This window comes from Micromonospora haikouensis, from assembly GCF_900091595.1.
Classification (GTDB): Bacteria; Actinomycetota; Actinomycetes; order Mycobacteriales; family Micromonosporaceae; genus Micromonospora; species Micromonospora haikouensis.
On record NZ_FMCW01000010.1, the window covers coordinates 1 to 20,636 of the forward strand.

The 20,636-nt window shown below is 71.8% G+C and carries 15 protein-coding genes; 12 read left to right on the forward strand and 3 right to left on the reverse strand.

Translation table 11 applies throughout. The annotated features are described in order from the left end of the window. Positions 1-307 precede the first annotated feature (307 nt). A complete protein-coding gene (gene pglX, locus GA0070558_RS11740; protein WP_091278458.1) occupies positions 308-2,425 on the reverse strand; it encodes a BREX-2 system adenine-specific DNA-methyltransferase PglX in 2,118 nt (705 codons plus the stop codon). A 175-nt stretch (positions 2,426-2,600) separates the two neighbouring features. Here pglX and GA0070558_RS33825 point away from each other — a divergent pair, with 175 nt between their 5' ends. The 4 genes from GA0070558_RS33825 to GA0070558_RS11760 are packed head-to-tail and all read left to right on the forward strand — an operon-like array spanning position 2,601 to position 7,120. Beyond that, positions 2,601-3,152, forward strand: coding sequence for a hypothetical protein (locus GA0070558_RS33825; RefSeq protein ID WP_218106984.1), 552 nt, complete (start codon positions 2,601-2,603; stop codon positions 3,150-3,152). A gap of 10 nt (positions 3,153-3,162) precedes the next feature. Next, entirely contained in the window at positions 3,163-4,461 is a 1,299-nt protein-coding gene (locus GA0070558_RS11750) for an AAA family ATPase (protein WP_091278462.1), read from the forward strand. Then, the gene (locus tag GA0070558_RS11755; protein WP_091278465.1) at positions 4,451-5,416 is read left to right on the forward strand and encodes a hypothetical protein; all 966 of its coding nucleotides are present in this window, start codon (positions 4,451-4,453) and stop codon (positions 5,414-5,416) included. The genes GA0070558_RS11750 and GA0070558_RS11755 overlap by 11 nt, the downstream gene beginning before the upstream one ends. Before the next feature lie 21 nt (positions 5,417-5,437). Continuing rightward, the gene (locus GA0070558_RS11760; protein WP_091278468.1) at positions 5,438-7,120 is read left to right on the forward strand and encodes a DUF262 domain-containing protein; all 1,683 of its coding nucleotides are present in this window, start codon (positions 5,438-5,440) and stop codon (positions 7,118-7,120) included. A 1,860-nt stretch (positions 7,121-8,980) separates the two neighbouring features. On the opposite strand, the gene GA0070558_RS33830 is transcribed toward GA0070558_RS11760, so the two are convergent. Beyond that, positions 8,981-11,539, reverse strand: a complete 2,559-nt coding sequence (locus GA0070558_RS33830; protein ID WP_218106985.1) for a protein kinase domain-containing protein — start codon at positions 11,537-11,539, stop codon at positions 8,981-8,983. 145 nt (positions 11,540-11,684) lie between these two features. Further along, a complete protein-coding gene (locus GA0070558_RS11770) occupies positions 11,685-12,677 on the reverse strand; it encodes a hypothetical protein (protein WP_091278472.1) in 993 nt (330 codons plus the stop codon). 689 nt (positions 12,678-13,366) lie between these two features. Here GA0070558_RS11770 and rapZ point away from each other — a divergent pair. The 8 genes from rapZ to GA0070558_RS11810 all read left to right on the forward strand — a co-directional run bounded on the left by rapZ (position 13,367) and on the right by GA0070558_RS11810 (position 20,476). Beyond that, positions 13,367-14,269, forward strand: coding sequence for an RNase adapter RapZ (gene rapZ / locus GA0070558_RS11775; RefSeq protein WP_091278864.1), 903 nt, complete (start codon positions 13,367-13,369; stop codon positions 14,267-14,269). Then, positions 14,266-15,294, forward strand: a complete 1,029-nt coding sequence (locus tag GA0070558_RS11780) for a gluconeogenesis factor YvcK family protein (RefSeq protein WP_091278475.1) — start codon at positions 14,266-14,268, stop codon at positions 15,292-15,294. Before rapZ ends, GA0070558_RS11780 begins: the two co-directional genes overlap by 4 nt. Before the next feature lie 54 nt (positions 15,295-15,348). Continuing rightward, positions 15,349-16,329, forward strand: coding sequence for a DNA-binding protein WhiA (whiA, locus tag GA0070558_RS11785; protein WP_074474344.1), 981 nt, complete (start codon positions 15,349-15,351; stop codon positions 16,327-16,329). 315 nt (positions 16,330-16,644) lie between these two features. Then, positions 16,645-17,649, forward strand: a complete 1,005-nt coding sequence (gene gap / locus GA0070558_RS11790; protein ID WP_043967506.1) for a type I glyceraldehyde-3-phosphate dehydrogenase — start codon at positions 16,645-16,647, stop codon at positions 17,647-17,649. Further along, entirely contained in the window at positions 17,646-18,845 is a 1,200-nt protein-coding gene (locus GA0070558_RS11795) for a phosphoglycerate kinase (RefSeq protein ID WP_077939158.1), read from the forward strand. Before gap ends, GA0070558_RS11795 begins: the two co-directional genes overlap by 4 nt. Next, the gene (gene tpiA, locus GA0070558_RS11800; protein WP_091278479.1) at positions 18,845-19,636 is read left to right on the forward strand and encodes a triose-phosphate isomerase; all 792 of its coding nucleotides are present in this window, start codon (positions 18,845-18,847) and stop codon (positions 19,634-19,636) included. The genes GA0070558_RS11795 and tpiA overlap by 1 nt, the downstream gene beginning before the upstream one ends. Before the next feature lie 95 nt (positions 19,637-19,731). Next, positions 19,732-19,998 (forward strand): preprotein translocase subunit SecG, encoded by a 267-nt coding sequence (secG, locus tag GA0070558_RS11805; protein WP_043967510.1) that lies wholly within the window; start codon positions 19,732-19,734, stop codon positions 19,996-19,998. Between the two features lie 133 nt (positions 19,999-20,131). Continuing rightward, the gene (locus GA0070558_RS11810) at positions 20,132-20,476 is read left to right on the forward strand and encodes an RNA polymerase-binding protein RbpA (RefSeq protein WP_091278481.1); all 345 of its coding nucleotides are present in this window, start codon (positions 20,132-20,134) and stop codon (positions 20,474-20,476) included. Positions 20,477-20,636 lie beyond the last annotated feature (160 nt).

Below are 20,636 nucleotides of genomic sequence, written 5' to 3' on the forward strand. Positions count from 1 at the left end.
GGTGGTCTTGTCCTCACCCTTGCGGAACCACACCAACACCAGAAGCGCCTGGTAGAAGCACGTCAACGCCCTCGCACGGCGGCGAGTGCGCACCGCCCGACGTTCGGCGTGCAGAAGCCGCGCCACGTGTCGCACCAGTTCCCTGGGGACGTCGAGCCTGGCAGAATAGGTGATCACGTGGGGCCCTCTCGGAGACCGATTCCGTCGCAAGAACCTGTCTACCGATGGCTCCACGTCCATATCCAGCGCCGTCCGGTATGGACGTTAAGCCCGTGTCATCCCACTCGGCCGCCGAACCTTGCTGAGATCACCTCATTACTGGCGCAGTTTGCTTGAATACCTTGCCGCCGCGGTTGAATGAGAAATGATTGTGAGTTGATACCTCACTGAAAGTGATCGAGAGTGGGATGCGGTAGCGTTCCGAAACCCACCGGTACCAGGTCCACCATGTGTCACCAGCTTCTTCCCGCGTCTCGCCGCCGAAACCGACGGTTCCCTTGAGGGTCGCCCGAAAGGCCCAGAGGTGTTTTCCCCAAGCCGACTCCGGTAGATAGTGAAGGGGCTTCAGGTCCTGGTCGTAGGGGACGAGTGCGTCGATGGGGTGGGCTTCGGTCCAGTCGCGCACCGAATCGCCCGTGACCAGGGATCTGTGTTCGGCGATGGCATGCCGGGCAAACCAGGATCGTGGCGCCACGAAGACATCGTCCTGCCCCGGAAAGCTGGCGAACCCCACCTTTCCATTGATCCGCTGCCCGAGCCTGGCGGGCGAAGAGCTGATCCGATCGAGGAGGTCAATGGCTCCGCCGCCCTTCAGGCTCCAAGGGAAGGCAGCGAGTTGTTCGCGGGGGTGGTTGACGACGGAGATCCATTCGGATTCCGAGCCCGCGTCGCGGTACTGCCGGAGGATCGCCTGCCAAACGTGGCCGTTGCGTGCCTCGGTGGGTGCCTCCGGCTCGCCGCGCACGCCCATCACCGTGCGGATCGTGTCCGCGCCGAGCTTGGCCGGGCGTGACCGACCGACCATGATCACGGTCGGCGTGCCGTGGCCGGGGATGTAGGCCCCGGAGGTGTCGATGACGTGGGTCAGGTCGATCCGGCTGGCGAGGTAGTCGGTGATCAGCTTCCGGCCGAACTCGCGCTTCATGAACGAGTTGGCGGTGATCTGCCCGACGTAGCCGGACCCTCGGCCGTCCGACTCGGCGCGCTTGGCCAGGTCGAAGAAGCGCTTGGCGAAGGGCACCGACAGCGCGTACTTGCCGGAGCACACGTCCCGGTAGGACTCCCGGTAGACCTCGTTGAGGCTCTTGTCCTTTGGCGTGACGTAGGGCGGGTTGCCCACCACGACGTGGTAGCGGCCCTCGCGGAGCATGTCCGGGTAGTTGTCCAGGTCCTCCGTCGCATACCGGAACCGGGCCAGCTTGTCCACGTCGTCGAAGAGGGTGAGCTGGCGGTCCCTGAGCAGGGAGTCGCCGGTGGCGATCTGGAGCGGGAAGACGTACCCCTTGGTCTGCGCGAGTGTCGCGAAGCCGGCGGCGCGCAGCGCGGCGATCAGCAGTCGGAACCTCGCGATGGCCACCGCGAACGGGTTGACGTCGACGCCGTGCACCGCGAGCAGGGCCTGCCGGACGACCTCCTGCGGGTCCTTCTCCGGCTCGGCGGCATGCCACGCCTTGCAGAGCCGGTCGAAGACCTCCAGCAGGAAGTGTCCGGAGCCGCAGGTCGGGTCGATCACCTTGACCACGTCGTGGCCGAACTCGTCGAGCGCCGGGGTGAGGGTCAGGTCGAGGATGAACTCCTCGACGAAGTCCGGAGTCTGGAGCAGCGCGTACGTCTTCCGGGCCGCTTCCGACAGGTGCTGGTAGAGGTCGCCGAGGAAGCGGGTGCCCCAGGCCGGGTCGGTGAAGTCGTGGACCAGCGTGCCGTCGTCGTCGCGCCGCCGCCAGAAGGCGATCAACGCCTTGGCCGCGTCGTGGCTGACCGGGATCTGGTACGCCGGGTTGTGCTCCTTGTCGAAGAGCAGCGCGCCGGCCTGCGACTGGCGGATCTGCTCGAAACCGGCGAGCAGCCAGTCCCGGTCGGTCTTGGCCGGGTGGCGGACGAAGAAGTCGTCCTGGGACTCCTCGGCCAGCACCGCCCGATCCTGGGTCGGCCCCGCGAGATAGCAGGCGTCGCCGAGCAGGCCGTTGTCCTCGCAGAACCGGACGAAGACGGTGCCGAGCACCCACGCCACCGCCGCCTGGGTGACCCGCTCGTCGCGCCACTCGGTCCAACTGGCGGCGGTCCGGCCGAGCCCGAACGCCCGGTCATACTCCGCGCGAAGCCTGGCGTGCAGCCCGTCGACCTCGGCGATCTGCGCGACCAGGTCCTTCTCCAGCCTGCGGACCTGGGCCTGGAGATCCTTGCGCAGCGCCTCCTGGTCGATCACGTGACCGCCCTCCGTTCCGCTCCCGGCACCCGAACCGGGCCACCCTACCGGGCGTCGGCCCGTGACCTGGTACGGCGTGCTGTCAGGGACCCGACAGCGGCCCGCGAGTGAATGAAGCTCTGAATTCACGTCCTGGTGGTTAGGCTGCCACGCTGACCCGAGGGTGGAGGTGGGCGTGCGGATCATCGAGGGCACGGTCGACGAGATCGTCGAATACCAGCGGCGCAACGGCACGGCGGTCGATCCGGTCGACGACCCGACCGAGGCGGATCCCGAGCAGGAGCCCGAGGCGGCGGTCACCACCTCGGCCCTCAGCCTGGACGACGAGGACAGCTTCCCGCTTCTCCAGTTCGTCTACACCCGGGCCTCGGACGGCGCGACCACCCGGCGGGTGCTCACCTATCTGCGGCGCGCGCTGGAGCAGGACACCCTGGTCGAGATCGGTTCCTCGGACCGCTCCTACGACGGCTACACGAACTACCTGATGGTGCGCGACGACGCCCCGCGCCGGTTCGGTGCGGTGGCGTACGTGAAGCCGTTTAACGGCGGGCTGACCCTGCGGCTGCGCCCGGAGGACGTCGCCGACATCACTGACGAGCGGGTCAAGCTCCGCCAGGGGGCGAGCACCCGGAAGTACGCCGTCACCTGCCGGCTGGTCGACGACGAGGCCGTGGAGTTGGCGCTGATGTTGACCGGGCGGGCCCTCGCCAAGGTCCGTCCAGCCTGATCGGGTACCCATGTCTTTGGTCCAGATGACCCTCGGCAGCTACCGCTGCTTCTCCCGCCGGCAGGACATCGAGCTGCGGCCGGTCACGCTGGTGCTCGGCCGCAACAACGCAGGCAAGAGCGCGCTGGTCCGGGCCCCGGTGGTGATCGGCACCGGCATCCGCACCTCCTCGCCGGGGCCGCTCGACCTGGACCAGCTCGGCGAGACCATGGTCGACTCGTTCACCGACCTGGTCTACGGCAACCGTGCGCTCGGCAGCGTCCAGCTCGGCCTGAGGCTCGACGGACGCATTCTCGATCCGATCGAGCTTTCTGCCACGGTGCAGCACATCCGGGAGCACCACACGCAGGTGGTCAGCGAGCTGACCGTCACCATCGGCGGGGCGCGCCGGCTCCGGGTGGAGTGGGAGCTGACCGACCCGCGTCGAACCCCCCGATACACGGTCGAGGTCGGTGGCGAGACCTGGACCGAGGTGCCGTTGCGCTTCAGAGGGCTGTTCCCGATCGAGGTGGCCGACCACGACAGGCCGGCGGACAGCCTCCCGCCCGACTTCGCCAGGGTGCTGCGGGAGCTGTCCATCAAAATCCGGAGAGGCTATCCGGAGGTGCGCTACTTCGGGCCGTTCCGGGACCGCCCGCAGCGGCGCTACCGGCTCCCCGGCCGGACCCCGCCGGAGGTCGGCATTCTGGGCGAGCACGCCGCCAGCATCCTCGCCAGCGACAAAGTACGCCACCAGAGCCGGCTGATCCGGCGGCTCAACGACGAGTTTTCCGACTACCTGCCGGGCTGGAAGCTCGACGTCGCCGAGCGGGGCGGCATGTGGTCGGTGGTGCTCATCTCCCGCGACGACGACACCATCCAGGTCAACCTTGCCGACGCCGGCACCGGCGTGGCCCAGGCGCTGCCGGTCTTCGTGCAGCGGGCGGCGGACCTGCTCGACCCCACCGACCGGCCGGTGCTGGAGATCATCGAGCAGCCGGAGCTGCATCTGCACCCCGCAGCGCACGCCGCGCTGGCCGATCTCTACCTGACCGCCGCGCAGCGGACCTCCACCCAATTCCTGATCGAGACACACAGTGAGACGCTGCTGCTGCGCCTGCGGCGGCGGATCGCCGAGGGGCTCGACCCGGAGCTGGTCGCGGTCTACTTCGTGGACTCCGTCGACGGGGCGGCCACCGCCCGGCGCATCCACGTCGACGAGTTCGGCAACCTGGACTACTGGCCGGAGGGTGTCTTCTCCGAGGACTACGAGGAGACCAAGAACCTGGCCCGCGCCCAGTGGGAGAGGCGGGACGCCCGTGCGGGTTGAGCTGACCGCCGACGTCTTCACCGACACCGACGACCCCGCCAGGCGGTACGACCCGAACGACCTCTACGTCCTGCTGCGCTGCTTTCCCGACCGCCGGCACGACTGGGTGACCGACCTCGCGGTGGTCGCCGCCGTCGAGACGTACCTGCCGAAGCACCTGCCCGACCTCGCCGGCACCTACCTCGCTTTGGCCCGCGACGCCATGGTCCACCAGGCGTGGACCGGCACGACCCAACAGGGAGACGTGGTCCGGGTCAGCCGGGCCGACCTCGCCGATCACTCCGCCGACCTGTGTCGACCGGCGGTGCTGGTGGTCGAGAACAGCAGCTCCGACGGGGGTTTCCTGCACACGGTGGCGTCGGCCCTGCGGCACGAGCGGGTCGTGACGGCGCTGGAGCAGGAGTGGCTGGAGGTGCACAGCGCGGGCGGCAGCGGGGAGGTCCCCCGGGTGGCCCGGGAACACGCCGTTCGTTACCGGCGGCTGATCCGGGTGGTCGCCCTGCTCGACAGCGACAGCCTGATCCCCGGGCAGCGGACCGCCAACCACGACCATGCCGACGCGCTGGACGCGGAGAACATCATGGTGCACGTGCTGGCGCTGCGGGAGGCGGAGAACTACGTGCCGCACCGGGTGCTCTTCGGGATCGGCAGGCCGAAGGAGGCGTCCCGCAAGCTGTCGGCGCTCAAGCGGTTGACCCCGCAGCAGCGTGGCCACCTGGACATCAAGAACGGGCTCGGCAGCCGGAAGCAGGCCGTCGTCGAGCAACAGCGGGAACTCTTCCAGGATCTCGACCCGGCGGTGCAGCTCGGCCTGCGCGACGGGTTCGGCAAGGATGTGCTGGAGCACCTGGCGAAACAGCGGGGGCGCCTGACCGAGCAGGACTTCGCGACCCTCGGCGAGGAGATCGTCGCCGAGCTGCGGACGCTGCTCGACAAGATCGCCAGCCGGATCTGAGGACGGGAGCGAGAGCGACTGATGGCGGACCACGCCGAGGAGAGCACCGTCAAGCCGGAGGTCCTGCTGCTGGAGCAGCTGCTGGACGAGGTGGCAGCGGGCCGGCTGCGGGTGCCCCGGTTCCAGCGCCCGTTCGTCTGGCGGCCCGACCAGATGATCGACCTCTACGACAGCATCGAGCGGGGATACCCGATCGGCAGCCTCCTGGTCTGGGACACGCCGCACGTGTTGCCCAGCCTCGATCAGATCGCCGGCATCGACATCCCACCGGCGCCCACCGACGGCACCGTGTCCTATCTGATCGACGGGCACCAGCGACTCTCCACCCTCTTCGGCACCCTGGCCCGCCGGCCGGCCGGCGCGAGCGGGCCGGGGGAGTGGATGTGGTGGATCTACCGAGACCTGGGGCTGGGCAGCCACCCGGAGCCCCGGTTCAGCCACTGGCCGGGCGGCGAACCGTCGGCCCGGCTGCTGCCGATGCAGGCGGTGCTGCGCACGATGGAGTTCCTCGCCCACGCCCGTCGGCTGACCCGCGAGGTGCCCGATCCGCAGGAGTGCGACGCGCTGGTCGAGGAGGCCGAGCAGCTCGCCCAACGAATCCGGTCCTACAAGGTCGCCGTGGTCCGGCTTGTCGGCGGCGACCTGTCCCATGCGGTGGAGGCGTTCTCCCGGCTCAACAGCAGGGGCCAGCAGATCACCCCGGACCAGATGTTCTCCGCATTGACCTACCGCACCGAGGCCCAGTCCACCCTGGCCGACCGGATCAGCGCGATCCGGGACAACATCGGCGCCAGCGGCATCGGCAAGATTCCCGCCAGCACCGTCTTCCAGACCATTCTCGCGATCGCCGGCGAGGAGGACGTGCATGCACCGCAGTCCGGGGCGCTGGTCGATCGGCTCCGGGACGATCTCGACGACGCGGTCCAGGCGGCCGAGCCGGCCCTGCACCGGGCCGTGCAGTTCCTCAGGTACGAGGTCGGCGTCCCCGCCACCCGGCTGGTGCCGTACCCGCAGCAGGTCATGCTGCTCGCGGCCTTCCACCACCTCGTGCCCGAGCCGGAGCGTTGGCAGGTCCGCAGCCTGGTCCGCTGGTTCTGGGCCACCTCGTGGTCCGGCGTGCTCGCCGGCAGCAGCGAGTTTCAGACCCGGCGGGCGCTGCGGCAACTCCAGGACTTCGCCGGGGGCGTCGCGCTGGACCTCCAGGAGCATCGGGCGCAGCCCGTCCCGGACTGGTTCGACGCCGACGACGGCCGGATCCGCGCCTACCTGCTGTGGGAGCTGCGCCGGTTCCCGGAGCGGCTCGGGCTCACCGGCGGGCTGATCGACCTCGAGACCCTGCTCGCCCACTCCGGGGCCGCCGCCTACCGCCCGGTGGTGACCGGGGTGCCGGAGGAGTCGTGGCCGGCCAACCGGATCATCCTGCCCAGCGGTGCCGACCGGCCGGCCTGGGTGGAACTGGCCAACCTGCCGCCGAGGGTGCTCCGGCGGGTGGTCACCAGCCACGGCATCCGCGCCGAGGCGCTGGCCCACCTCGTCGCCGGGAACGGGACGGCGTTCGTCCGGGCGCGCGCCCGGGACCTCGCCCGGTGGGAGGCGGAGTTCATGGACGAGCTGGGCATCCAACCCGCCGTCGCGGTCGGCTTGCCGCGCTGGAGCGACTACGCCGTCGAGCTGGATGCGGCGCCGCCGATCGATGTCGACTAACCGGCCTGCTCGGGCCGCCCGCGGTGGGCGTTGCTGACCCAGGCGTCGGGCAGCACGACCCGCTCGTAGGGGGGCACCGGCACCACCGCGTCGTCCAGGCGCGGCAACTCGGTCGGGTCCTCCATCGGGCAGAGCAGCCAGACCGGCCCCGCCCCGGCGCGGGCCGCCTCCGCCAACTCCTCCAGCAGGTGCATCCCCCGATAGCGCACCAGCGGCGCGGCGTCGACCAGCAGCACCGGGACGCGCCGGTCGGGCAGCGCCAGCAGCGCCGGCCGTAGGCTCTGCCACGCCCGGCCGGTGAACTCGGCGAGCTTCAGGGCGTCCCGGGAGTTCGGGTCGGCCCGGTCGGCGGTCAGCACGGTCTGCCAGGTCGGCTTCGGCCGGGACTGCACCAGCGTGCGCAGCTCGGACACGAACCTGTCCGCCACGCTCACCGGCCGGCCCGCGAACCGGGTGGTCAGCTCCCGCGTCGCCAGGTCATAGCGGTCGACGCGGATGGTCAGCACCCGGAAGCCGCCCTCCTCGGCGGCGGCGGTGAGCTGCTGTTCCGCGCGCAGCGACGCGGCAAGCTCGGGCGACTCGGCCGTCCACGCGGTGACCGTGGACACGGTGGAATGCCGGCGCGACGGTTCCAACCGGGCCGACGACAACGAGCTACGCCGGGCGTAGTAGCGGCCGGACCGATAGACCAGGTCGAAGCCGGCGTCGGCGAGCAGGCGGTCCAGTTTCGGATGGGGCGGCAGCGGCGGCAGCTCCGGAAACCGGGCCTGGACCTTGTCGGCGATCTGCTTCCCGCTAAGACCGGTGGGCTCGGCGTCCCCGACGGGCGCGGGCACCACCCCCGCTTGGGCCAGTCGCAACGCCCGAACCGGATCGAGATCACGGGGATAGATCTCCAACCGGGGGGACGCGGCTGCCGACTTCGAGGCCACCGCGGCGAGCTGCACCATCCGGCGCTCGTCGAGCGCGATGCCGGTGCGTCCGGTGCGCGGGTCGACGGCGGCGAGTTCCCGCAGTACGGTCGCTGGGCTGGGAAGCACCTCCTGACGGGAGAGCGCGTCCGCCACGCCGCCGAGTGCGTCCGCGTAGTCGAGCAGCGCCGGTGCGGCCGGCGTGTCCTGCGGCTCGGCCCTGCCGGGCTGCAGCGCGAAGAGCAGGCGGTCGCCGTGCCGGCGGGCGGCGAAGCGGGCCTCCTCCGTCAGCGGGTCGATCTCCACGGCCGCCCGTACCGCCGCCGTCGCGAGCGCCCGGCGCAGCTCCTCCCTGTCCTGCGCCGAACCACGGCGGATCAACAGAGCGGCGGCGAGTTCCTCCGCCCCCATCACCCGGCCGCTCTCGGCGAGCAGCTCGATCAGTTCGAGCCGGACGGCCCGTACCACCGGGTCGGCGTGCCAACGCTTGCGCTGGGCCATCAGGAACTGCGCGACCCGTCCGGGGCTGACGCCCACCAGGGCCGCGACTGCCGGCTGCTTCGCCCATGAAGGCAGCCGCGGGAGGTTGCCCGCCTCGTCCGGCAGCCGCAGCAGCAACCGGATCGCCTCCCCCTCGTTGCGGTTGCGCCCGGTCGGGTGCGGGACGGGCAGCAACCGGGCGGCCACAGCGTCCAGGCCGACCGTGGCGAACGCGGCGAGCTCCGGTTCACCGCCGTCGGCGGTGGCACCTGCCTGCGCCGCCGCGTCGACCTCCGTGCGGGCGGCGGCCCGCGCCGCCGCGCTCGTCGGTGTCGCCTCGTGCTCGCCCAGCCGGTCCCGCCACTCCCGCAGCCGGCGCTGCAGCTCCTGCCGGGTCTTCGCGCCGAGACCGGGCAAGCTGAAGAGCTGCTTCGACCCCAGGGCCAGCAGCTCTCCGACCGTGGTCGCGTCAAGCCGATGGGCGGCGGAGACGGCCCGGGGGCTGAGGCCGGACGCCGCGAGCGCCGTCGCCCGCGTGGCCCGCGCGGCGGCGGCGTTCCGCTCGGCTTCGACGGCGGCCCGCTCGGCGGGAGTGGACTCCGCCTCGTCGTCGGGATGCGCCGAGCCGACGGGGGCCGCGTGGTCGGCCCGGCGGAAGACCTGCTGCCAGGCGTCCCGCATCTCCTTCAGGGAACCGTGTCGCCTGCTCGCGTCCCGGTCCAGGGCCCGGGTGAAGAACCCGACGAGACCGTCCCGGATCGCCGGGTCGAACGCCTCGACGGCCAGCACCGGCGGACCGTCGGTGTACCGGGGCTCGGTGGCGCCGTCCCCCCACACCGGCAGCTCCCCGGAGGCCATCTCGTGCAGGGTGACCGCGATCGCGTACCGCTCGGCGTGCTCGTCGTAGCGGGGGCGGGCCGTGGTGCCGAGGAAAGGGTCGAGATAACGGGGGGGTGCCCGCCTCGATGTCCTCCAGCGGCACGGCGGCCAGCGAGAAGTCGAAGAGCACGAGCTGACGGGTCCGGTTGGGGCGGATCCGGATGGCGATGTTGTCCGGCTTGATGTCGCGGTGGAGCACCCCCTCGCCCTCCAGGTGGTCCACCGCGCCGAACAGATAGTCGGAGTACGTTTCCAGCTCGTCCACCGTCAACCGGCCGTCCTCGCGCAGCTTGCGCGCGACGGTCTTCTCCCCGGCGTGCTCGAGCACGAGCACCCAACGGGGCGGCAGGTGCAGGGGCTCCTCCCGGGCCAGCCGGATGATCCGCGAATCCTGGTGGAGGCCGCGCAGCACCTGCGCCTCGTGCGCCAGGCGGCTCGCCTTCTCGTCCGACAGTGCGACCTTGAGCACCTCCTGCGCGCCGCTGCGCAGGTTCTCGGCGAGAAAGGCCCGGGAGGTGGAGCCGGTGCCCAGCTTCCTGACGATCCGCCAGTCCGCGACCGTGTCGCCGACGCGGGCCTCCAACAGGTCCACCGAGCCCGTCGCCTCCGTCGGCGAGGCGGACGGCGTGGTCAGCTCCTCCTCGACCAGCGTCAGCATCTCCAGCAGTTCCGCGACGCTGGACAGCCGCCGGGCGGGCACCGGCGCGGTGGCCGCCTGGACCAACTCGTCCATGAACTCCGAGATCGAGTCGGCGGACGACGAGGGGCGCAGCCCGTCGTCGCTGGCCAGCCGGGTCAGCAGCTCACGCCGGTCAGCCGCCGGTGGCTGACCGGAGAGCAGCAGGTAGGCCAGGGTGCCGAGACCGAAGACGTCCAGGGCCACCGGGTCCGGCGCGGGGGTGCTCAGCTCCGGTGCGAGGTAGGCCTCGGCCGACCGTTCCAGATGCGCGCCCAACTGGGAAGTCGGCGAGACGCGCAGGGCCGCCCCGCTGTCGCTGACCGAGTCGGGCAGCCGGCTGGCCGCCTGCCAGTCGCTGATCTGCACCACCGGGCGAAGCCAGGCCTCGTCCTCGGCTTCCCCCCGGGACCGGGGCCCGGGGACCACCAGGACGCTGCGGGCGGAGAGGGCGCGATGGTGCAGCCGGCGTCCGTGTGCGTAGGCGACGGCCTCGGCGAGTTGCCGGATCATGTCGAGCCTCGCGCCAATCTCCAGCCGGTCGCCGTGCTGCGCCATGAAGTGGTCGAGGCGTACCGCGCGGGGATCGTGCCGGAAGATCAGCGCAGGCCCGCCCTCGTGCGGCTCCATGGTGTCCACCCGGACGATGCCGGGGTGGTTCACGCCGTGCAGCGCCAGCATCTCGCGGCGGGCGGCCCGCTCGATGCTGGCGCGCTCGGCCTTGCCCGAGTTGCGTTCGACCAGGTATATGCGGATCCGCCGGTGTTCGTGCTCGAACTGGGCGTGATGGGCGAGATGGTCCTGCCAAGTCGGCCCGACGTCGAAGGGCGCGGCGTCGAGCTGCCACGAACCGACCTGGTGGTACCGGCGGCTGCGGGCGATCCCGACACCGGCCAGCAGCCGGGGCAGCGCCCGAGATATCTCCGGCGTGATCCGCCGCCGTTCGTCCTGCGGCGGGCGGCCGAGCAGCCCGGACCAGATCCCCGGCAGCGGGGACCTCGCGGCGTCTCCTTCCGGTTCCGGCCCGAAGACCCAGTGCAGCTGATGCTCCGTCAGGGCGATCTGCAGGTGCGGCAGGGACAGGAAGACCGCGCCCTGGATGAACGGGATGCGAACCGCCGAGCGGTCCTTCAGCGCCTGCGCGGTCAGCAGGGAACGGAGTCGCTTCCCCTTGAGGTCGGCCAGGTGCAGGGGATTGTCGAAGGTCCGTACGGAGTCGCTGCTGAGCAGCCAGTTGGCCCCGCTGTTGGTGAGCCGGCCGCTGAGACTCTTGATCTCGACCAGGTAGATCCCACCGGGCGTTGCCACCAGCAGGTCGACCTCGTGAACGTGCCCGGTCTCGGCCGTGAAGGTGAAGTTCGACCACGCCCGGTACGGCTCCGTGTCGGGCAGAAGCCGGCGGACGTGTTCCAGGGCCGCGCGCTCCCGCTCGAACTGAGCCGGCGTGACCGTGGTCCAACGGCTGTCCTGCACGCCGCCCCCTCCAGGTAACCTGCTGGCTGATCCGTCCGCCTGCCACGTGACTGGATGAACGCGCTGATTCACCTAGTGCCGTTACACACGGTCGCACTGCCGAGCCTGCCACCTCGACCCGCCCCCGCCCAGCCCGCCCCGCCTCTCAGGCCCACGGGGCGAGCGGGTACCAGGGGATGATCTCGCGGCGGGCGAGCAGCCGGACGTCCCAGTAGAGGAACGTGAACGCGCCGGCCACGATGAACGCGACCGCCGTCAGCACCGCCAGCCGGCTCGGCCGCTCGGCGAACCACCGTTGCAGACGGGAGCCGGCGAGCCAGGCCAGCAGCAGGAACAGCACCGCCATGATGACGATGTTGCCGAGGGACTGGAGCGTGAACGCCGCCGCACCGTACAACGGGTTGCCGCTCTCGGCGGCGTCGCGGAACATCTGCCGGAACAGCGGGAAGGGCCGCCCGATCAGGAAGCCGGCGATCAGCGCGCCCATGAAGACCATGGGCGCGTTGGGGAACCAGCGGGCGAGCCGGGCGAACGGGTCCGCGACGATGCCGAGCGAGGCCAGGCCGAGGTAGACCATCACCAGGCCGATCAGGCCGAAGACGACCATCGACTGGATGCTGCGCGGCGACAGGCCGCCGGGCGTGGTCGGGGCCGTGGAGAACTGCGGCATGGCGGTGCCGACGAGGCCGACGATCGCACCGTACGTCGCCGACACCGCGATCATCCCGACGGACATCCAGCCCAGCGGCTTCAGTGGCTGGGCGAACCGGTGCAGGCGGCTCCCGGCGGTGGTGCCGGTCAGCGGGGCGATGGCGCCGAAGGCGGCGATGTTGCAGGCGGTGAACGTGCCCGCGATGCCGGAGACGAAGGCGAACACGATGCCCGCCGCGATGCCCTGGATCGGCGTCTCCTTGGCGTCGTGGCCCAGCAGCGTGTTGGCGACGTTGTCGCCGATGGTCTGGTCCACGAACTCGGCCGACCAGACCACGGTCAGCAGGAAGCCGCCGAGCACGCTGAGCAGGACGATCAGTGCGCGCCGCCGGGGAAAGTGCCCGTTGACGAAGGTGGACGTCCCCGCGCCGGCGTGGTCGGGCCGGAGGTCCACGGGGGATCGGGACGAACGATGGGTCTGCGTCACGCTGCGCTCCTCATGCCGAGGGGACGAGACCCCGGCGGGGGCGCGTCGGCGACGCCGACGACGACGCCCGGACCGGGAGGCCGGCACCGCCGGCCGGTTGGGCATCGCCCGCCACCGATATTTATCGAGTTCGGTCGATGTCCAACCGCAGTATGGCGTCGGGTCGACCGACTGACTTCTCCGATCGTGCCCAATCCCACACCACGCCCACTGCCCGCCCCGGTCTCGCCCCGTCGGCGTTCTTGGACAATTCCTGTCCGGGGCGAGCACCAACTGTCCAAGAATCGAGGCGCCGCCCCCATCCCGCGCGGCCCGCGCCGTCCACGTTCCCGCGATCTTGCACTTGGGGCCCGGGCGAAAAGGGCGTATGGGGCGGATCGGGGGCCGCAAGTGCAAGATCGCGGGGCAGGTCGGCGGGGCAGGTCGGCGGGGCAGGCGGGTGGCGGGAGGTGGCGGGAGCGCGGAACGGCGGGGGAACGGCGGGAGGGGGTGAGGGGTGGCGCGGCGGGGACGGGTGGCGGGGTGGTTGCCGGATCCTGGGGGCCGGGCGGGATAGAGTTCTAGGTCGGCCACCGCGGTCAGGTCGGCCGTGCGTCATCCGTGGGGAGTGGGCAGTGAACGAGGCGCGGACGCCCGAGGTTCCGGCCGGCGACGGCCCGACAGCGGCGGCGGGGGCGGCCACGGAATCGCTGCCGGTGGCCGCGGAGGCGGCGACCCAGGCGGCGACGGAGTCGGAGACCACCCTGGTGGTGGTGACCGGCGTGTCCGGCGGCGGGCGCAGCACGGTGGCCCGGGCCCTGGAGAACGTCGGCTACTACGTCGTCGACAACCTGCCGCAGGCGCTCATGCTCGACATGGCCGAGTTGGCCGTCAAGGCCGGCGGCGCGGCCCGGCGTACGGCGATGGTGCTGGACGTGCGCTCCCGCGCCTTCTCCACGGACCTGGCCGGGGCGATCCGGGAGCTGAAGGACCGGGGCTTCTCCCCCCGGGTGGTCTTCGTGGACGCCGACGACGAGGTGCTGATCCGTCGGTTCGAGAGCGTCCGGCGCTCGCACCCGTTGCAGGGCGACGGGCGGCTGGCCGACGGCATCGCCGTGGAGCGGGGCCTGCTGGAGGAGGCCCGCGACCAGGCCGACGTGATCATCGACACCAGCCACCTGAACGTCAACCAGTTGCGCCGCCGGATCGAGGAGCTGTTCGGCGGCGAGGACGCCCGCCGGCTGCGGATCACCGTGCTCTCCTTCGGCTTCAAGTACGGCCTCCCGCCGGACGCCGACTTCGTCCTCGACGCCCGGTTCCTGCCGAACCCGTACTGGGTGCCCGAGCTGCGGGAGCACACCGGGCGGGAGGCGGCGGTCAGCGCGTACGTGCTGGGTCAGGAGGGCGCGGACGCCTTCGTCGGGACGTACGCGGACCTGGTCAACGCCACCACCGTCGGGTTCGAGCGGGAGGGCAAGCGGTACCTGACCGTGGCGGTCGGCTGCACCGGCGGCAAGCACCGCAGCGTGGCCATCGCCGAGGAGCTGGCCGCCCGGCTGCGTCACGCCGGGCTGGCGGCCAACGCGCAACACCGCGACCTGGGACGGGAATGACGCCGCCGGCGGAGCCCCCGGGCGGGGGTGGCGGGCGGGACGACGGGCGGCGTGCCCGGGTGGTCGCCTTCGGCGGCGGGCACGGCCTGTCGGTGTCCCTGCGGGCGCTGCGCCGGTGCGTGCCCGAGCTGGACCTGGACATCACCGCCGTGGTCACCGTCGGCGACGACGGCGGCTCCAGCGGCCGGCTGCGCGCCCGCCGGGGTGGCCTGCCCCCGGGTGACCTGCGTCAGGCGCTGGTGGCCCTCGCCGGGGACCATCCGGCCACCCGGCGCACCGCCGGGCTGTTCCAGCACCGCTTCGCCGACACGCCCGGCGACCCGGTCGGCACCGACGACGGGCTGGCCGGGCACGCCGTGGGCAACCTGGTGCTCTGCGGGCTGATCGAGCTGCTCGGCGACCCGGTGGCCGCCCTGGAGCACGCCGGGGCGATGCTCGGTGCGGTGGGCCGGGTGCTGCCGATGTCCCGCCAGCCGGTCGGCATCGAGGCGCGGGTGCGCGGGGCCGACCCGGCGTACCCGGACGAGGTGCGCACGGTGCGCGGCCAGCACCAGGTGGCGGTCACCGGGGGGCGGGTGGAGTCGCTGCGGCTGACCCCGACGACCCCGGCGGCCTGCGCGGAGGCGGTGGCGGCGACGGCCGAGGCGGACTGGTTGATCTTCGGGCCCGGCAGTTGGTACACGAGCGTGCTGCCGCACCTGCTGGTGCCGGGGCTGGCCGCCGCGATCGTGGCGAGCCCGGCCCGCCGGCTGGTCACCCTCAACCTCGCGGCGGAGAAGGAGACCCTCGGGCTCTCCCTCGCCGACCACCTGGCCACCCTGCGGCACTATCTGCCCGAGCTGGCGGTGGACCTGGTGCTGGCGGACTCCAAGGCGGTGGGCGATCCCGCGCCGGTCGAGCGTGCGGCAGAATCGCTGGGTGCCCGGCTGGTCCTCGCCCCGGTCGCCGTCACCGACGGCGAACCCCGTCACGATCCGGCCGCCCTGGGTGCCGCCCTGGTGCCTGTCCTGGGCGCCGATCGTTAAGCACGTACGTAATCTCCGGCGACACGCCGGAACCGGTCCGTGAGGGGGCGCACAATGGCGATGACGGCTGCGGTCAAGGACGAGCTGAGCCGGGTCGACGTGCCCAAGCCCTGCTGCCGGCGGGCGGAGATGGCGGCGCTGCTGCGCTTCGCCGGCGGGCTGCACATCGTCTCCGGCCGGGTGGTGGTCGAGGCCGAGCTGGACACCGGGGCGGTGGCCCGGCGGCTGCGCCGGGAGATCGCGGAGGTGTACGGCTACTCCAGCGAGATCCACGTGCTCGCCTCCGGCGGGCTGCGCAAGGGCAGCCACTTCATCGTCCGGGTGGTGAAGGACGGCGAGGCGCTGGCCCGGCAGACCGGGCTGCTGGACGTGCGGGGCCGTCCGGTGCGCGGCCTGCCGCCGCACGTGGTGGCCGCGAACGTCTGCTGCGCGGTCTCCGCGTGGCGGGGGGCGTTCATGGCGCACGGCTCGCTGACCGAGCCGGGGCGCTCCAGTGCGTTGGAGATCACCTGCCCGGGCCCGGAGTCGGCGCTGGCGCTGGTCGGCGCGGCCCGGCGCATCGGCATCACCGCGAAGAACCGCGAGGTGCGCGGGGTCGACCGGGTGGTGGTCAAGGACGGTGACGCCATCGCGGCGCTGCTCACCCGCATAGGAGCACACTCCAGCGTGCTGGCCTGGGAGGAGCGCCGGGTGCGCCGCGAGGTGCGGGCCACCGCCAACCGGCTGGCCAACTTCGACGACGCCAACCTGCGCCGCTCGGCGCGGGCGGCCGTGGCCGCCGCCGCCCGGGTGACGCGGGCGCTGGAGATTCTCGCCGAGGACGCGCCGAACCATCTCACCTCCGCCGGCCGGCTGCGCCTGGAGCACCGGCAGGCGTCCCTGGAGGAGCTGGGCGCGCTCGCCGACCCGCCGCTGACCAAGGACGCCATCGCCGGGCGGATCCGCCGGCTGCTGGCCCTGGCCGACAAGCGGGCCCGTGACCTGGGCATCCCGGATACGGAAGCGGCCGTCACGCCCGACATGCTCGTGGTCTGATAGGACGGTGGCGGTGGGCGGGCGGCGGGCCCGTCCCGCCGCGCGTCAACCGGAGCGCGCGCCGGCCCCGGGAGCGCGCAGCGGATCACCACCCGGCGCACCGCGCCGCCACGCGCTCGGATAGGGTCGTTGCGTACGGCAAGGGGGCCGGCACCGGCACTCTCGCCGTGCACACCGCCTCCGGCGGTCAGGTTCTCTCGGGCCGCGGCGGGGTGGCCGACACGAACTGTCAACGGCCGACTCCAACGGTCGGCGCACACCACTTCGCCGGTCCGATTCCACGCCGGCGGATCAGAACGCGAGGAGATGGGACCTGTGACCATCCGGGTTGGCATCAACGGCTTCGGCCGCATCGGCCGTAACTTCTTCCGGGCCGTGCTGGCGTCCGGCGCGGACATCGAGGTCGTGGCCGTCAACGACCTGACCGACAACGCGACGCTCGCCCACCTGCTCAAGTACGACAGCATCCTGGGTCGCCTCCCGCACGAGGTGAAGGCGACGGCCGACGAGATCACCGTCGGCGGCAAGACCATCAAGGCGTTCGCCGAGCGCGACCCGGCCAAGCTGGCGTGGGGCGAGGTCGGGGCCGACGTGGTCATCGAGTCGACCGGCTTCTTCACCGACGGCACCAAGGCGAAGGCGCACGTCGACGGCGGGGCCAAGAAGGTCATCATCTCCGCCCCGGCGAAGAACGAGGACGTCACGGTCGTCATGGGCGTCAACCACGACCAGTACGACCCGGCCAAGCACACGATCATCTCGAACGCCTCCTGCACCACCAACTGCCTCGCCCCGATGGCGAAGGTGCTGCACGACACGTTCGGCATCACCAAGGGTCTGATGACCACCATCCACGCGTACACCCAGGACCAGAACCTCCAGGACGCGCCGCACAAGGACCTGCGTCGCGCCCGGGCCGCCGCGCTGAACATCGTCCCGACCTCCACGGGCGCCGCGAAGGCCATCGGCCTGGTGCTGCCGGAGCTGAAGGGCAAGCTCGACGGGTACGCGCTGCGCGTGCCGATCCCCACCGGCTCGGCCACCGACCTCACCGTCGAGGTGGGCCGGGAGACCTCGGTCGACGAGGTCAACGCCGCGCTGAAGGCTGCCGCCGAGGGCCCGCTCAAGGGCGTCCTGGTCTACAACGAGGACCCGATCGTCTCCGCCGACATCGTCACCGACCCGGCGTCGTGCATCTTCGACGCGCCGCTGACCAAGGTCATCGGCAACCAGGTCAAGGTCGTCGGCTGGTACGACAACGAGTGGGGCTACTCGAACCGCCTGGTGGACCTGGTCAAGCTGGTGGGTCAGTCGCTGTGACCATCCGCAACCTCGACGACCTGCTCGCCGAGGGGGTGTCGGGTCGGCGCGTGCTCGTGCGCGCCGACCTGAACGTCCCGCTCGACAAGCAGACCGGCGCGATCACCGACGACGGCCGCATCCGCGCGGTGCTGCCGACGTTGACCGCCCTGACCGGGGCGGGCGCGAAGGTCGTGGTCTTCTCGCACCTGGGCCGCCCGAAGGGCGCGCCCGACCCGCAGTTCAGCCTGCGTCCGGTCGCGGCCCGCCTCGGCGAGCTGCTCGGCGCGCAGGTGCGGTTCGCCGAGGACACCGTCGGCGAGTCCGCCCGGTCCACGGTCGACGCGCTCGCCGACGGCGAGGTCGCCCTGCTGGAGAACCTGCGCTTCAACAAGGGCGAGACCAGCAAGGACGAGGCGGAGCGCGGCGCGTTCGCCGACCAGCTCGCCGCGCTCGGCGAGGCGTACGTCGACGACGCGTTCGGCGCGGTGCACCGCAAGCACGCCAGCGTCTTCGACGTGCCGGCCCGGCTGCCGCACGTCGCGGGTCGCCTGGTGCTGCGCGAGGTGGAGGTGCTGGCCAAGCTGACCGGCGAGCCGGAGCGCCCGTACGTGGTGGTGCTCGGCGGCTCGAAGGTCTCCGACAAGCTCGCGGTGATCGAGGCGCTGCTGCCGAAGGTCGACCGGCTGCTCATCGGCGGCGGGATGTGCTTCACGTTCCTCAAGGCCCAGGGCCACGAGGTGGGCACGTCGCTGCTGGAGGAGGAGATGGTCGAGACCTGCCGCAACCTCCTGGAGCGCGCCGACGGCAAGATCCTGCTCCCGGTCGACGTGGTGGCGGCGGACGCCTTCGCCCCCGACGCGGCGCACGACACGGTCCGCGCGGACGCCATCCCGAGTCACCGGCTTGGGCTGGACATCGGCCCGGAGACGGTGGCCGGCTTCGCCGCCGCCCTCGCCGACGCGAAGACGATCTTCTGGAACGGCCCGATGGGTGTGTTCGAGATGGCGGCGTTCGCGAACGGCACCCGGGGCGTCGCCGAGGCGATCACCAAGGCCGACGCGTTCAGCGTGGTCGGCGGCGGCGACTCTGCGGCGGCGGTCCGTGCCCTCGGGCTGGACGAGTCGTCGTTCGGGCACATCTCCACCGGCGGCGGCGCGTCGCTGGAATACCTGGAGGGCAAGACCCTCCCCGGCATCGCGGCGCTGGAGGACTGATGGCGGCGATCACCCGCCGGCCGCTGATGGCCGGCAACTGGAAGATGAACCTCAACCACTTCGAGGCCAACCTGCTGGTGCAGAAGCTGGCCGCGAGCCTCACCGCGCAGCAGCTCACCGACGTCGAGTGCGTCGTGCTGCCGCCCTTCACCGACCTGCGCACCGTGCAGACCGCGATCGAGGGCGACAAGCTGCTGATCGGCTACGGCGGGCAGGACCTGTCGCCGTACCCGTCGGGGGCGTACACCGGGGACATCTCCGGGGCGATGCTGGCGAAGCTCGGCTGCACGTACGTGGTGGTCGGCCACTCCGAGCGGCGGCAATATCACCGCGAGGACGACGCGCTGGTCAACGACAAGGTGACCGCCGCGCTGTCCCACGGGCTCACCCCGATCCTGTGCATCGGGGAGGGCCTGGAGGTGCGCGAGCAGCTGCGGCACGTGCCGCACTGCTGCGACCAGCTCGACGGCGCGCTGCGGGGGCTCACCCCGGAGCAGGTCACCAAGGTCGTCGTGGCGTACGAGCCGGTCTGGGCGATCGGGACGGGCAAGACCGCCACCCCGGAGGACGCCCAGGAGGTGTGCGGGGAGGTGCGCAAGCGCCTCGTCGAGACCTACGACCAGGCGACCGCCGACCAGGTGCGCATCCTCTACGGCGGCTCGGTGAAGTCCTCGAACGTGGCCTCGATCATGGCCCAGCCGGACGTGGACGGGGCCCTGGTGGGCGGCGCGAGCCTCGATGGCGAGGAATTCGCGAAGATCTGCCGGTTCCCGGAGCACATCAGCCGCTGAAGGCTCGCTATCCTTGACTCCGCCCGTCCACCGGCCGGTGCCGCAGTGCCCGACCTGTCCGGGCGAGGATCGCTACGAGAGGACTGACCCCAGCCATGCCGATCTGGTTCGCATACACGTTGATCGTGTTGCTGACGATCACGAGCATCATGCTCACCATGCTGATCCTGCTGCACCGCGGCAAGGGCGGCGGTATGTCGAGCATGTTCGGCGGCGGGGTCAGCTCCAGCCTTGCCGGCTCCTCCGTGGCCGAGAAGAACCTCGACCGCTACACGGTCCTGGTGGGCATCGTCTGGTTCGCCTGCATCGTCGGGCTGGGGCTCTGGTTGCGCCTCCAGGTCGGCAGCGGCAGCGGGGCCTGAGAGCGAGCCCGCCGAGTCGTACAATCTGCGCGCGGTCCGTCACCGACGGACCGCGCGCAGTTGTTTGTGTGCTGCACCGCGTCGCCGCCGCCCGCCCGCGCGGCGGTCCCCTCCGACGACAGGAGCGAGCAGCGTGACGAGTGGCAACGTCATCCGGGGCAGCCGGGTCGGTTCGGGGCCGGAGCGTTTCGGCGAGCGGCACGTGCCCGCCCCGCGCCGGCCGGTCAGCTACTGGTGCCGCAACGACCACCGGGTCGACGTGCCCATCGCGGCCGACGCGGCGCCGCCGACGCTGTGGGACTGCCCGCGCTGCGGGCTCCCCGCCGGTCAGGATCCGGCGGACCCGCCGGGCCGGGCCCGCCCCGAGCCCTACAAGACCCACCTGGCGTACGTGAAGGAGCGGCGCACCCCCGAGCAGGGGGAGGCGCTGCTGGCGGAGGCCCTGGCCGCCCTGCGCCGCCGCAGGGGCGGCTCCTGAGCGGGGCCCCCGCCGCGCCCGGCCGGTTGCCGGGCCGAGAGCGTTAAGAAGGGCCCCCTGCTATGCGGAAAGCGTTAACAGGGGGCCCTTCCTTACCGCCTCAGCGGAGGCTGCGCAGGCGCGGCGGCACCTCGGCCACCGCCGCCCGGTCCAGCAGCCA